We start from the raw sequence: 13546 nt of genomic DNA, 5'->3' as shown, positions 1-13546 counted from the left end.
CCCTCATGGCAAATGTAAACGTCAGCTATGGCGATCTCGAATCAGTATCCAGCAAGCTCAATTCTGGCGAGCAGGAATTGCAGAATACTTTGCGCAATCTCAAGTCTTTGGTAGATCAGCTTGTAGCTTCTGGCTTTGTAACCGATAAGGCTTCTGGAGAATTCCAGCGTTCTTATGACGATTTCAATAAGGGTGCTTCCCAGACCATTCAGGGTCTTACTGGTATGAGCAGCTTCTTGGATAAGGCTAAGCAGTCTATGCAAGATCTCGATAGCTCTTTGGCTTCTGCTGCACGTCAGTAGTTTATACTTTTCCATATAAGGTAATGGGTGTATAGGCACAAAGCCTACGCACCCATTACCTTATTTTTTACGAGAAGACCAACGAATTCCTAAAGTTATCACGTTAATAATAAGTACCGCTATCCATAGCCACATTAATAAGGTATTCGGTGCAATAATACCGAAACGTACGATACCGACTATTGCAGCAATTGCAATAATAATGATAAAAATATTGTTTTTTATAAATTCGGTGAAAGTCATACTTATAATGTATCAGGAGATTTTAACGAAAGATAAGTTATGCATTATTCTGTACGCTTAGATCGCCTTAGCGGCGCGCAAACTGTGACTATGCATCCTTCTATAGGCGATACGACTGATGAGGGGCAGGCAACTTTTGCTGCTAATGTCAGTTCATATAGTCAATATCTTTTGCCAATGCGTTTCGAAGTAACATCAAGAAGCGTGAGATATTATTACGATGTCACAGGCTTGACATCTGTAGCCCAATTTTTAAAAAATCGTACAATGACGGTGAGCTTTTCAAGCGTAGCTACTCTTATTCGAGGTCTTTTAAATAGTTGCGAGCAGCATAATGCTAATCCGGAATTTATTGAGTGGGATCATAACTATATTTATATTAATGAAGCAACAGGCAATTGGTATTTCCTTTTTGCACCAGTATTTACGAAGAAACCTCGCAAACAATGCATTGACTTCTTGAGGTTTATTGCACATTCTGAACGTATCTTAGCTTCAAGTGGGTATGAAGAATCAGTGCGTGGATATCTTCGCACATTGCCGACAATTGGATATACGTACGATATTCAAACAGTAAAGCAAATTCTCGGACAAATCAGTATCCCAGATACTGCATCTACTCAAACGGATAATGCTCAATCGAGTACGACGGAAACTAATTCTGCAAATTCGTCACTTGATATTCCACCAGATGGTGCAACAGTTCTTGCCTCATCAACTACTGCATTACCGCAATTTTCGGCTATTAACTATTCGGCGGATTCCTTGAGGAACGTAAATGATATAAGTCAACAGTTCGCGCAAGAGCCTCAAATGGTCGGTGTTGCAGTAAATGAGACGAATCATGACGATGAGAAGGTAGATGAGTGTCTTCAAAATTATACGCACATAGATGATATACGGGATAATCAAGTATACGAATCTGTTGAGGATAATAATTCCTGGGGAAGTCTTGGAACCGGAACCAATGCTCTCATCGTTCTGACGCGGTTGTCGGATAGTAAGACGTACCCCGTGGCAGCATATGAAGCAACAATTGGCAGATCGTCACGAAGTCTTATTCACGTCAGCGGGAACTCAGATATTAGTCGTATTCACGTGACAGTAGAGATTTCAGGCGATGGCTTTGAAATAACAGATATGGGTTCTCGAAATGGGACATATGTCAATGACGCGAGAATCGCACCGCATCATAGCGTTCACGCAACCAGTCCGGTAAAATTACGTTTAGCAGAAGAGGATTTCATTCTCGAAAAACGCTAAAAAGCATAATATATGTAATACGACAAGAAGGTGGAATCATACTATATATGATTCCACCTTCTTGGAGAAATAGCTAAAGGGAAATGCCTCTTACTTGATAATCTCGATTGATTCAATCATAACTGGTTCAAGCGGATTATCGCGTGCATCGGTTGCCACTTCATTAATAGCGTCTACAACCTTGCGTGATGTTTCATCGGTCACTTCACCAAAAATGGTGTGCTTACCATCAAGCCATGTAGTTGGAACCGTAGTAATGAAGAACTGTGAGCCATTAGTTCCGGAAAGCTTTCCAGTAAATGGATTTGGACGGCGCCCAGCATTAGCCATAGCAAGCTTGTATGGTTCAGCAAAGCTATGCTTGTTAATTTCATCATCAAAGTTATAGCCTGGTCCACCTACACCAGTTCCTAGTGGGTCTCCACCTTGAATCATGAAGTCCTTAATAATGCGATGGAAAATCAATCCGTTATAAAAAGGCTCATGAGATTTTTCACCAGTAAGTGGGTCGGTCCATTCCTTCTCGCCTGTCGCGAGACCTGCAAAATTCTCGACGGTGATAGGTGCATCCTCAGGGAAAAGTTCGATAGTGATGTCGCCCATTGTGGTGTGCATAATTGCTTGCATTATTACTCCTTGTACAAGACGTGTATTTGTCGGTAAGACTAGTCTAACTGAATCCACGCAGAAGTATCCTGAGGAAGCTTGCCATCAGCTGTGAGCGGACCAGAAGTTAAGAGAACTGTGCCATGAGGAAGCTCCGCTGGTGTTGCTGAGAAGTTAGTGATATTTGCCCATCCGTTCGAACGCTTATACGCGATGACGCCGCCCATATTGCCGTCTGCGCCATCTGGCAAGCCACTTTCCTTGTCTTCATCAAGCCACTCGATTGTATGATCAGTTGCCTGCAATTCGTGTCGTAAACGCAAAGTTTCACGATAAAGGTTGAGCATGGAGTCTGGATCGTCATCTTCTACGTCAGCCGCAAAATCTTTATACCATTGAGGTTGAGGAAGATGAGGCCTCTCAGAAGCGTTTTCTGGCGAGAATCCAAATGAACCTTCAGCATCAGAACCAATCCATGGCAATGGTACACGGCAGCCATCACGACCCTTAATCTTACCATTGTCATGGCTTGAGAATGCGCTTGGATCTTCAAGCTGATCCCAAGGTATATCGGCTACTTCAAAGAGGCCAAGCTCTTCGCCTTGATAGACATATGCTGAACCAGGTAGTGCCATTTCGAGAAGTAAAGCAGCGCGAGATCGACGAGTGCCCAGTTCGCGGTTTTCCTCATAAGTACCACCATCGCGAAGAAGCCAATCAGTAGCAATCTGATGCTCATTTGGTGCTTGAATTTGTGGTAAAGCGAAACGAGAAGCATGACGAATCAAATCGTGATTGCTCATAACCCATGTAGCAGTAGATCCTGAACGTTCTGTTGTTTCAATACCGGCTTCAATAGCCTCATGGAAATTGTTGCGAGCCCACATCTTCATTGCAAAAGCGAAGTTGAAAATCTGCCCGAGGTCGTCAGGGCTAGCATAGAGATACTGGCGAGCAGGATGTACCCATGCTTCCGCTACAGCAAAGCGTGGTGGATTATATTCATTGAAGAGCTTTCGCCATTGCGCGTAGATTTCATGAACCTCATTACGATCGAAGAGAGGGTGTGAACCATCGGTTCGATCAGCGCCATCTCGAGGAGATACCTGATCAAGTTCTGGAGAATTCATGTCCTTCTTCAAAGCATGAGCCACATCAACACGGAAACCATCAGTACCATGATCACACCAGAATCGAAGAGTGGTGAGGAACTCCTGATGAACATCTGGATTATCCCAATTCCAATCAGGTTGTTCTGGGGCGAACATATGAAGATACCATTGACCATCTTCTACACGCTGCCATGCCGAACCACCAAATATGGATTCCCAATCATTTGGAGGAAGCTCACCGTTTTCGCCGCGACCATCACGGAAGATATAACGATCTCGCTCAGGAGAACCTTTGCCGGCAGCGAGAGCTGCCTTAAAGAATTCATGGCGGTTCGAGCTATGATTTGGGACGATATCAACGATGACTTTAATATTGCGTTCGTGTGCAGCATGAACCATCTGATCGAAATCGTCCATATTGCCTAAACGAGGATCCACATTACGATAATCGTCTACGTCGTAACCACCATCAGCAAGCGCGGAAGGATAGAATGGTGACAGCCAAATCGCATCTACGCCAAGCTTGGCCAAATAATCCATATGAGCTGTGATGCCTTTAATATCGCCCAATCCATTTCCTGTGGTGTCAGCAAAAGATCGTGGATAGATTTGATAAACAACGGCATTTTGCCACCACAAATCAGCGTTTACTGTATTGTGAGTCATAGCTTCTCTCCATTAAGTTGCGAGTTCAATGATAACGTTTTCATTATAGAAGAGACCATGCACAGGAGTAGTCTAATGAGAAGAAATAAAGATTTCGATGCTCCTTCGTTCAGTAACGTAGTTAGTGAGCCAAGGATAGAAAAATTGGAGGAATGATGGCACAAGAAACAGGTGCATTAAGCGCTGAAGAGTCGCGTCTTATTTGGATTGATTGCGAAATGACTGGTCTTGATATTAATAATGACGAGTTGTGCGAGGTTTCTGTCGTTCCTACCGACTTCAATATGAACGTACTTGATGAAGGTATTGATCTGGTTATCAAGCCAAGCCAAGCTGCAATTGACCATATGAATGATTTTGTACGTCATATGCACACGTCTTCTGGTCTTGTCTCTGAATGGGACAATGGCTTGACTCTGGAAGAAGCAGAGAAACAAATTGTTGAATACGTGAAAAAGTTTCTCCCGACGCAAGGCAATGGTAAAGCTCATTTAGCTGGAAATTCAATTCATTCAGATAAAAAGTTCCTCGATAAATACATGCCACAATTGATGAGTAATTTGCATTATCGTATTATTGATGTGAGCACACTAAAGGAATTAAGCCGCCGCTGGTATCCTGCAGTGTATGAGAATAAACCTGCTAAGCATGGTGGACATCGTGCACTTGCGGACATTATTGAGTCCATTGATGAATTGCGCTACTACCGTCAGATGATGTTCGTCAAAGATTTACCAACTGAACAAGAAGCTCAATCGGGTGCGCAGTATATTGAATCGACAAGTTTGCTTCGCACGTACGAAAAAGAGGGGAATGCTCTTACTGATAGCAGTACTCCAGAAAAAGCCGACTACTAAATTCGCTATTCTGTAACTTTGAGAATGCTATTAGCGTGTGCGCTGAACAATTGCAAATGTTATAAAATTGCAATAAACGCATACGAGCATAGCCCGTTAAGCTACAGTGCCGAACAATGAAAGCCTTTTATGCTCCAATCCCAAGCTCTCGACATAATGAATGCAGGCGCATCTGTGTATCTCACGGGTGCGCCCGGAGCTGGTAAGACATATGTCTTAAACCAATTCATTACTCAGGCGCGTAAAAACGGCAAATCGGTAGCTGTAACTGCGTCAACGGGAATCGCCGCAACTCATATCAACGGTCAGACCATTCATTCTTTTAGTGGTATCGGTATTTCTACTGCACTAACTGACGCAGTTATGAAACGGATTTTGACCAGGCGTAAGAAGTCTTTAGTGAACGCTGACGTTCTTGTTATTGATGAAGTGTCAATGATTCATGCATGGTTTTTCGACCTCGTGGATGAAGTATGTCGACGCGCTCGCAAAAATAATGAACCTTTTGGGGGATTGCAGGTTGTTATCTCGGGTGATTTCTTCCAGCTACCACCGGTGTCGGTGTCCTCGCGGAATTCGGATATTTTAGGGGTATCCCTAGAGACCATGCAGATGCAAGAAAAATATGCTTTGCAGGGTAAGAATATGGAAGGATTTATTACTGAATCTTTTGCGTGGGATACTCTTAACCCGATTGTGTGCTATTTGACAGAGCAGCATCGGCAAGATGATGGTCAGCTTTTAAGCGTGCTGACATCTATAAGAGAAGGAAACGTTAGTCAAGGCGATTACGACACGATAGCTCAGCGAGTCACGGCAGATTATGATGATAATGACATTATTACTCATCTTTTTCCCTCGAATAAACAAGCAGATACGCTTAATGATCTTCAATTAAATCGTTTAACTGGTCCTGCCCATACTTTTGTAGCTACGAGCGCTGGATCAGCTCAGCTTGTTGACCGTCTTAAAAAGACTATGCTTGCTCCTGAAAATCTTGTTCTTCGTGAGGGAGCAAGTGTTATGGCGTTGCGTAACGATCCGGATAAGCAGTACGTCAATGGTTCTCTTGGAATCGTGAAATCCTTTACGTCAGCGTCAAAAGGTGGATGGCCGATTGTCGAATTTGATAATGGGCATATCGTGACCATGAAGCCAGCTGATTGGGAAATTACTGACGTTGAAACGGTTCTAGCAGTGGTATCGCAAGTGCCATTGCGATGTGCATGGGGTATAACGATTCACAAATCACAGGGAATGACTTTACATCGCGCAGTCATGGATTTACAACGAACTTTTGCGCCCGGCATGGGATATGTGGCGATGTCTCGAGTGCAGGGTTTAGATGGGCTATACCTTCAAGGTCTGAATCCACGTGCATTTGTCGTCAGCCAGGATGCTGTTCTTCTTGATACACAACTTCGTGTAAATTCGGATAATGCAGTAGCTGTACTGTCAAAAGAAGATGCGCTGGCCGTTCGAGCTATGCAAAAGCCGATAAATTCCGTAGCTGAGGAGGATGATGAATTTAGTCAGGGAGCGCTGTTTTAATATCGTCCTCCTGATGCGAAATTGATCTGGCCGAGCTTTCACATCAATGAATTTATAAGACTCGATAGAGAACATACTTACACAGAACACAGTACTTTATAACGTGCGCTCCCAAAGTCGTGTAGCGCGAATAATCTTGTGGTTTATGAGCTCACAAGTAATTCGTATGTCACAACTATTTTTGCGTACATTGCGCGATGATCCATCTGATGCAGACGTAACATCTGCAAAGTTGCTTATCCGTGCTGGGTACATCCGTAAAGTGGGGCCAGGTCTCTACTCTTGGCTACCACTCGGTCTTAAGGTTTTACGTAAGATTGAAAATATCATCCGTGAAGAAATGGCAGTCACGGGAGCACAGGAAGTTGAATTCCCAGTTTTGCTTCCAAAAGAGCCATACGCGGCAACTAATCGCTGGGAAGAATATGGCGATAACATATTCCGTGTCAAGGATCGCCATGAAGCTGATTATCTTCTTGTTCCAACGGCTGAAGAAATGTTCACCCTCATGGTTAAGGACATGTATTCGTCATATAAAGATCTTCCTGTGACGTTGTACCAAATCCATGCAAAGTATCGTGATGAATTCCGTCCACGCGCTGGAATGATTCGTGGTCGCGAATTCGTGATGAAGGATGCGTATTCCTTTGACATGACGGAAGAGGATTTAAAAAAGTCATACTATATGCAGCGTGATGCATACGAGCGCATTTTCAAGCGTTTAGGTGTCGAATATGTCATGGTTCATGCAAATGCTGGCCCAATGGGTGGTTTCGCTTCCGAAGAGTTCCTTGCGCCTTTGCCAATTGGTGAGGACACATTCGCTTTAGCACCATCTGGAACGTCATGGAATGTTGAAGCGCTTACGACTGTGAAGCCAGATGATATCGACTATAGTCAGACCGAAGCTATGGTTGCATTGGAAACTCCTGATTCGCCAACTATCGAATCTCTTGTTGACAAGGCGAATGAACTGCATCCTCGCTCTGATGGAAAGACCTATGAAGCGGGGGATACTCTCAAGAATTTGATGATTGCTGTTATGCACCCGACTGGCGAGCGTGAAATAGTTGCTATTGGCGTGCCAGGTGATCGTCAAGTTGATATGAAGCGTCTTGAAGCTAGCTTCGAGCCAGCCGAAATTGAGGAAGCTACGCCAGAAGATTTAGCGAAGTTCCCTGAGCTTGTTAAGGGCTACATCGGGCCTGGTGTGCTCGGTCCTCAAAATGCCGATGATGAAGGCAAATCGCGAATCAAGTATTTGCTTGATGCACATATTGCACGCGGATCCGAGTGGATTACAGGAGCTGATTTACCGGGAGTGCATGTATTCCATGCTGTATACGGTCGCGACTTTGAAGCTGATGGCTTCGTAGAAGCAGTCGAAGTACGCACTGGAGATATGAGCCCAGATGGATCTGGTCCGTTGAGTTTGGAACGTGGTGTAGAAATCGGACAAGTATTCCAGCTTGGTTTGAAGTACTCTCAAGCATTGGGATTAAATGTTCTTAACGAGAATGGTAAGTCTGTACCTGTATGGATGGGCTCCTACGGTATCGGTGTATCTCGCGTTATGAGTTGTATCGCTGAGTATCATAATGATGAAAATGGCTTAAAGTGGCCAGCTTCCGTTGCCCCAGCTCAGGTTCATGTCATTGCTACAGGACGAGATCAGATAGCATTTGATACTGCAGAAAAACTTGTTGCTGATTTGGATGCAGCAGGTGTGGAAGTAATCTTTGACGATCGTGCAAAGGTTTCTCCTGGAATTAAGTTTAAGGATTCCGAACTTTTGGGTATGCCATTGATTGCTGTTTCTGGTCGAGATACCGTTGCAAACGGTACTATTGAGATCCGTCACCGCGATGGCTCAGATACTCAAGTAGTGCCGATTGAAGAAGCCGCCGAGGCAATTATCAAGAGTGTACGTGAATTGTAAATAATTCACATCAATAGGAGATTGGGATTCATGGTATCGCACCATGAATCCCAATTTTATATCTAACAGGTACGGCTTTATTGTGTAAGTAAACCTTGATACTGGTAATGTTTCGTCAGATTATAATAATCCCATTTCCTTCGGGCGTGTATCCACAATGGATAACAATCATTTTTAAACTTGGTATCACAGTAAACAATCTGCCACAGTAGAACTACTTCTAGAAGAACGTAGTATCACATTACAGGAGATTGTTATGACAAATACAGCTCATATAGTTCTGAGCGGGTATGTAGGAACTGAACCACGTCAATGGAACACGACTTCTCATATACCTGCATGTAGTTTTCGTGTAGGATCGACGAAACGATACTTTAGTGCGAAAGAAAACCAGTGGAAATCCTCGGATACCACATGGGTGCAAGTCAAAGCCTTCCGTTCATTAGCAACTAATGCTATTAAGTCACTTAAAATCGGTGATCCCATCATCGTGACCGGTACTTTAACCGTAGACACGTGGGAGAAAGAAGGTGTAACGCATACACTCCCAAGTATTGAAGCATCGGGGATTGGACATGATCTTACACTCGGTTCAACTGTATTCTCAAAAAATGAGCCCACTGCTCAGTCACGAAATAATGAACATAGTAACACTGGTAGCAACAGTAATGCAGAAAATGATAATGCATCGCACGATGCATCTATAGAGCAGAGTGTGCATAACAACGAAAATAATACAGAAAGCGTAGCGGAATCGACTAATTCAACCTCACAGGTTCCATCAGTTGGTGAGAGAACAGATTCTCTGGAAAGCGATGGAATTAATGAGCCTGTTATGTAGCGATGTGATAGTAAGAATCAGCGCGCAGTTATTTATTTCTCGCTAATACGTTTGTGAGCTTCCAGAAAAAGATTCGTAGAAGCTCACAAACGTCATAATTTCCCCATGTTTCCTCATGCAAATGTATTCCATGAGGAAACAGGAAGAGTTTAATCGTTACCAGATGTGTACGCGTTCCTCTGGCGCAAGATACATATCGTCAGTATCGTTAACATCAAATGCCTCATAGAAGCGATCAACATTACGAACGATACCGTTAACTCGGAATTCCGCAGGAGAATGTGGATCAATTTGTAGATACTGCTCTGCCAACTCTACTCGGTTAACGCTACGCCAGATAGATGCATATGCTAAGAAGAAACGCTGAAGACCTGTATAGCCATCCATTACTGGAGCAGATTTGAGAGCCTTGTCGATCTCTTCTTGTGAGTCATCCTTAGCACCGAGAGCCAAGGCATATGCCTTCAAAGCAATGTTAACCCCACCAAGGTCACCGATATTCTCACCAATGGTGAAAGCGCCCTTGACGTGTGGCATCTTATCTGCCTTACCTTCTGCGATATACTTATCCGCCACTGCTTTAGGTGTGAACTGATCGTATTGGCTAATAAGTGCGCCAGTAAGTTTCTCAAAGCGCTCACGATCTTCGGATGTCCACCAATCTTGGAGTACGCCGTCACCGTCATACTTGCTTCCTTGATCGTCGAAGCCATGTCCGATTTCGTGACCAATAACAGCGCCAATACCGCCATAGTTAGCTGCATCATCCGCTTGAGCATTGAAGAATGGAGGCTGCAAAATAGCTGCCGGGAATACGATTACATTTGTGGTTGGCTCGTAGTAAGCGTTGACAGTTTGCGGAGTCATAAGCCATTCGCGCTTATTAACTACAGTTCCCGCTTTCGCAAGGAAGTATGAATTTTCATAAATGCTTGCGTTACGCAGGTTGCGAATAAGGCTATACTCTGGGCGTATGTCGAGAGCACTATAATCGCGCCATTTATCTGGATAGCCAATCATTGGAGTAAACTTCGAGAGCTTTTCAAGTGCTTTCTTCTGTGTTTCTTTACCAAGCCAAGCACTAGAAGTGATAGAAACCTCATAAGCCTTGATCAAGTTGGCTACAAGCTGCTCCATACGTTCCTTGGATGAAGCTGGGAAATGGCGGCGTACATACTCTTTGCCGATTTCTTCACCGCTAACGCCATCGACAAGTGCGATAGCACGGCGCCAGCGCTCGCGCTGAACCGGTGTTCCGCGAAGAACTTGTCCATAGAAAGCAAACTTCGTGTCCTCAAATTCAGATGGGAGATATGAAGCCCATTGAAGAATAACGTGCACACGAGCCCACAATTTGAGATCATCAAGATCTGTCTCACTCCAGAAAGTATCAATGCCTTCAATGAAGCTTGGCTGATACACGATGACATCTTTCATTGCATCGTGCAACGAAATAGGCTGAGCTTGAGATGCTTCAGTATTGTTGTATGCCTCTTGCCAAGAATTCACCCATTCAATGAAATTAAAGTTAGCAAGGGATGCAGCAAACTGGTCAAAAGTACGAGGATTGTATGTCTTGTCGCTATCTCGCGAATCGACGACATCCCAATGATATGAAGCGATACGACGTTCTACATCAACAAATTTACGTGCGAAACGATTGCTTTGCTTTTCATCCTTGGCATATCCTGCGAGTTCCAAAAGCTTTGCAACCATCCCAGTGTACTTCTCGACGATTGGCTTATGATTTTCTTCACGATAGTACGCTTCATCAGGCAATCCTAGACCAGATTGAGAAATGTGAACTATATAGTGTGTAGGATCTCCAGGATTAGCAAAAACGAATTCGGAGAAGAGGGTTGGGCCGCCACTTGCATCCATTGCTCCGAGTACTTGTGTTAACTCGAGTTTGGAATTCGCTTCATCAATGCGATTGAGGTCTTCACGAATAGGGTTAATTCCAGCCTTTTCAATCGCCTCGGTGTTCATGAATGAATTATAGAGTGCTGCAGATTTTGGTGCAGACTCTGGAGAATTTTCTAAAATATCGTGGAGATGGTCTTCTGCATCATCGCTGAGCTTGTGGAAAGAACCATAACCAGCTTTATCATCAGGAAGTTTATATGAGTCAATCCATGTTCCATTGACGTGGCGGAAGAAGTCTGAACGTGCAGAAATCTTCTGTGATAAGGAATCGACATCGATTCCAGAAGTAAGTTTGCTATCGAGTCCCATATATAATACCTTTCTGAAGCTTGTAATAGTACGCGTATACGTATGAAATTATTATGGCATATGCATGTAGAACACATAGTAAAGTTCATTACATGCGAACCCTACATGCGAGTCTAATTAACGGAAATTTTTATTGCAAGTTTGTTTGGGCATCTAAAAAAGGTGTGTAAAGTATCGCGCTTAAAGCACATCGAGCGTATAAAGATATTGTGTATCGAGATGTTTTGTGCAGACGCTGATTAAATGTTCAATGCTCAATGAATAAATTCTCAAAAGTTCGACCCCTCGAAACTGTAACTATGTAATCAATATCACGTATTTTTCTTGTTTTGTCCGTTACATTGAAGGTATCGTAATCGCTTTTCGCTGTATCGTGATGAGTTTTTATCGAGATGAATTTTATTGTGGTGAATCTTATCGAGATGACTCGCAATACAGGTGATACAGGATTAGATGCATAGGAAATACAGAGAGGAAAATATGCTCAGTTTTGGTGCGGCAGTAATAGCAGCGGTGGCTTTGGGTGCAACGCTTTCAGTTGATGCCCTTTCGGTCGCTATGTCTATTGGTGCTCGAATGCATGGAAAACTTGGCTATAGAAATTATGGTGCCGCTATTTTTTGGTTTACTGCGGTTCATATACTAATGCTTTCATCAGGTTTCCTCTTGGGTGATGCGCTCGCGGGAATTATCAATGGCGTTGGACCATGGATTTCTTTTACTCTATTGGGACTTGTAGGCGGAACAATGATTCGTTCTGCGCTTAAAGACGATGTAGAGGAAGAAAATTTGATGTCGATTCCACCTTTGACATGGAAAACGCTAGTTCCGCTTGCTTTTGCATGCAGCATTGATGCGGTTGCTGTGGGATCGAGTTTGGGGCTGTCAAGGAATTTACCTTTTGGTTTGACGATTATATGTGTCGCATTAGCAACTATCATTGCAGTGGCATGTGGTCTTTATGCAGGAAATAAAGCGGGAGAAAAGTGGGAAAAACCAGCAGAAATTGTTGGTGGTATTGTATTAGTTTTTATCGGATTAAAAAGTTTCGTTTAAGTTCATTACTACGGGTACGCACTAGCTAGCTGTACAAGGGTAAATTCGTAATGAGCAATGCTGCCTAGACGTGCGCGTATTCTTAAAGCATGATTGAACTTAAGACACCGCAAGAAATCCAACAAATGCGTCCAGCAGGAAAATTTGTTGGTCAAATTTTATCTGATCTCAAAAAGATGACCAAAGTTGGAACTAATCTTCTTGAAATTGACAACTTTGTTAAAAATGCAATTGAAAATCGCCAGGGTGCTTCATCGTGCTACGTCGATTATGCACCAGATTTTGGTACGGGTCCTTTTGCACACTACATCTGCACTTCGGTAAATGATGCAGTTCTTCACGGGGTACCGTTTGACTACAATCTCAAAAACGGTGACTTGCTTTCTCTAGACTTGGCTATAAACGTTGACGGCTGGGTAGGGGACTCTGCAATCAGCTTTGTAGTTGGAGATGCAAGGCAAGAAGATCTTCGACTCATCAAGAGCACAGAAGAAGCGCTTGCTGCAGGAATTGACCAAGCTCGAGCAGGTAATCGTTTAGGTGACATTTCCGCGGCTATCGGCGACGTAGCTGCAAGCTATGGTTATGATGTCAATCTTGAATTCGGTGGACATGGCGTAGGTCATATTATGCATGGTGATCCACATGTGCCAAATAACGGTCGTGCACATCACGGATACCGCTTGCGTCCAGGTCTCGTTATCGCTATCGAGCCATGGTTCCTAGCTACAACTGATGAAATCATTCAAGATGAGAAGGACGGATGGACTCTGCGTTCTGCAGATGGATCTCGTGGAGCACATACCGAGCACACAATTGCGATTACAGATGGTGATCCAATTATCCTTACTGCTCGTGATGGTGAATAATTGAAT

At 43.6% G+C, this 13546-nt stretch carries 12 protein-coding genes; 8 read left to right on the top strand and 4 right to left on the bottom strand.

Translation table 11 applies throughout. The features are described from left to right. Positions 1-5: 5 nt before the first annotated feature. Positions 6-302, top strand: coding sequence for a WXG100 family type VII secretion target (locus EJ419_RS01010; RefSeq protein ID WP_131283058.1), 297 nt, complete (start codon positions 6-8; stop codon positions 300-302). Positions 303-362: 60 nt separating this feature from the next. Here EJ419_RS01010 and EJ419_RS01005 read toward each other — a convergent pair whose 3' ends face one another. Further along, the gene (locus tag EJ419_RS01005; protein WP_131283057.1) at positions 363-545 is read right to left on the bottom strand and encodes a hypothetical protein; all 183 of its coding nucleotides are present in this window, start codon (positions 543-545) and stop codon (positions 363-365) included. 39 nt (positions 546-584) lie between these two features. Between EJ419_RS01005 and EJ419_RS01000 the strand changes: the two genes are divergently transcribed. Continuing rightward, positions 585-1808: an FHA domain-containing protein gene (locus EJ419_RS01000; protein ID WP_131283056.1), complete on the top strand. Its 1224-nt coding sequence runs from the start codon at positions 585-587 to the stop codon at positions 1806-1808. A gap of 90 nt (positions 1809-1898) precedes the next feature. On the opposite strand, the gene EJ419_RS00995 is transcribed toward EJ419_RS01000, so the two are convergent. Further along, the gene (locus EJ419_RS00995) at positions 1899-2435 is read right to left on the bottom strand and encodes a peptidylprolyl isomerase (RefSeq protein WP_131283055.1); all 537 of its coding nucleotides are present in this window, start codon (positions 2433-2435) and stop codon (positions 1899-1901) included. 38 nt (positions 2436-2473) lie between these two features. After that, complete coding sequence (locus tag EJ419_RS00990; protein WP_131283054.1) at positions 2474-4192, bottom strand: glycoside hydrolase family 13 protein; 1719 nt, start codon at positions 4190-4192, stop codon at positions 2474-2476. A 155-nt stretch (positions 4193-4347) separates the two neighbouring features. On the opposite strand from EJ419_RS00990, the gene orn reads away from it, so the two are divergent. From orn to EJ419_RS00970, 4 genes are all read left to right on the top strand, one after another. Beyond that, entirely contained in the window at positions 4348-5049 is a 702-nt protein-coding gene (orn, locus tag EJ419_RS00985; RefSeq protein ID WP_131283081.1) for an oligoribonuclease, read from the top strand. 129 nt (positions 5050-5178) lie between these two features. Beyond that, a complete protein-coding gene (locus EJ419_RS00980) occupies positions 5179-6600 on the top strand; it encodes a PIF1 family DEAD/DEAH box helicase (RefSeq protein ID WP_131283053.1) in 1422 nt (473 codons plus the stop codon). A 145-nt stretch (positions 6601-6745) separates the two neighbouring features. Beyond that, positions 6746-8539 carry a proline--tRNA ligase gene (locus EJ419_RS00975; RefSeq protein WP_205668792.1) on the top strand — a complete coding sequence of 598 codons (1794 nt, stop codon included), beginning with the start codon at positions 6746-6748 and terminating at the stop codon, positions 8537-8539. A gap of 256 nt (positions 8540-8795) precedes the next feature. Beyond that, the gene (locus EJ419_RS00970) at positions 8796-9380 is read left to right on the top strand and encodes a single-stranded DNA-binding protein (protein WP_131283051.1); all 585 of its coding nucleotides are present in this window, start codon (positions 8796-8798) and stop codon (positions 9378-9380) included. Between the two features lie 156 nt (positions 9381-9536). On the opposite strand, the gene EJ419_RS00965 is transcribed toward EJ419_RS00970, so the two are convergent. Continuing rightward, entirely contained in the window at positions 9537-11615 is a 2079-nt protein-coding gene (locus tag EJ419_RS00965; RefSeq protein WP_131283050.1) for a M13 family metallopeptidase, read from the bottom strand. 480 nt (positions 11616-12095) lie between these two features. Between EJ419_RS00965 and EJ419_RS00960 the strand changes: the two genes are divergently transcribed. Next, positions 12096-12671 carry a manganese efflux pump MntP gene (locus tag EJ419_RS00960; protein WP_165496182.1) on the top strand — a complete coding sequence of 192 codons (576 nt, stop codon included), beginning with the start codon at positions 12096-12098 and terminating at the stop codon, positions 12669-12671. Between the two features lie 89 nt (positions 12672-12760). Next, a complete protein-coding gene (gene map, locus EJ419_RS00955) occupies positions 12761-13540 on the top strand; it encodes a type I methionyl aminopeptidase (protein ID WP_131283048.1) in 780 nt (259 codons plus the stop codon). The last annotated feature ends 6 nt before the right edge of the window (positions 13541-13546 follow it).

It is taken from the genome of Alloscardovia theropitheci (assembly GCF_004332295.1).
Taxonomy (GTDB): domain Bacteria; phylum Actinomycetota; class Actinomycetes; order Actinomycetales; family Bifidobacteriaceae; genus Alloscardovia; species Alloscardovia theropitheci.
This window is presented reverse-complemented; position numbering and strand designations above follow the sequence as displayed.

Bases quoted from the DNA above. Each gene is read 5' to 3' on its own strand.
- EJ419_RS01010 (WP_131283058.1), top strand. From the start codon at position 6: ATGGCAAATGTAAACGTCAGCTATGGCGATCTCGAATCAGTATCCAGC.
- EJ419_RS01005 (WP_131283057.1), bottom strand. From the start codon at position 545: ATGACTTTCACCGAATTTATAAAAAACAATATTTTTATCATTATTATT.
- EJ419_RS01000 (WP_131283056.1), top strand. From the start codon at position 585: ATGCATTATTCTGTACGCTTAGATCGCCTTAGCGGCGCGCAAACTGTG.
- EJ419_RS00995 (WP_131283055.1), bottom strand. From the start codon at position 2,435: ATGCAAGCAATTATGCACACCACAATGGGCGACATCACTATCGAACTT.
- EJ419_RS00990 (WP_131283054.1), bottom strand. From the start codon at position 4,192: ATGACTCACAATACAGTAAACGCTGATTTGTGGTGGCAAAATGCCGTT.
- orn (WP_131283081.1), top strand. From the start codon at position 4,348: ATGGCACAAGAAACAGGTGCATTAAGCGCTGAAGAGTCGCGTCTTATT.
- EJ419_RS00980 (WP_131283053.1), top strand. From the start codon at position 5,179: ATGCTCCAATCCCAAGCTCTCGACATAATGAATGCAGGCGCATCTGTG.
- EJ419_RS00975 (WP_205668792.1), top strand. From the start codon at position 6,746: ATGAGCTCACAAGTAATTCGTATGTCACAACTATTTTTGCGTACATTG.
- EJ419_RS00970 (WP_131283051.1), top strand. From the start codon at position 8,796: ATGACAAATACAGCTCATATAGTTCTGAGCGGGTATGTAGGAACTGAA.
- EJ419_RS00965 (WP_131283050.1), bottom strand. From the start codon at position 11,615: ATGGGACTCGATAGCAAACTTACTTCTGGAATCGATGTCGATTCCTTA.
- EJ419_RS00960 (WP_165496182.1), top strand. From the start codon at position 12,096: ATGCTCAGTTTTGGTGCGGCAGTAATAGCAGCGGTGGCTTTGGGTGCA.
- map (WP_131283048.1), top strand. From the start codon at position 12,761: ATGATTGAACTTAAGACACCGCAAGAAATCCAACAAATGCGTCCAGCA.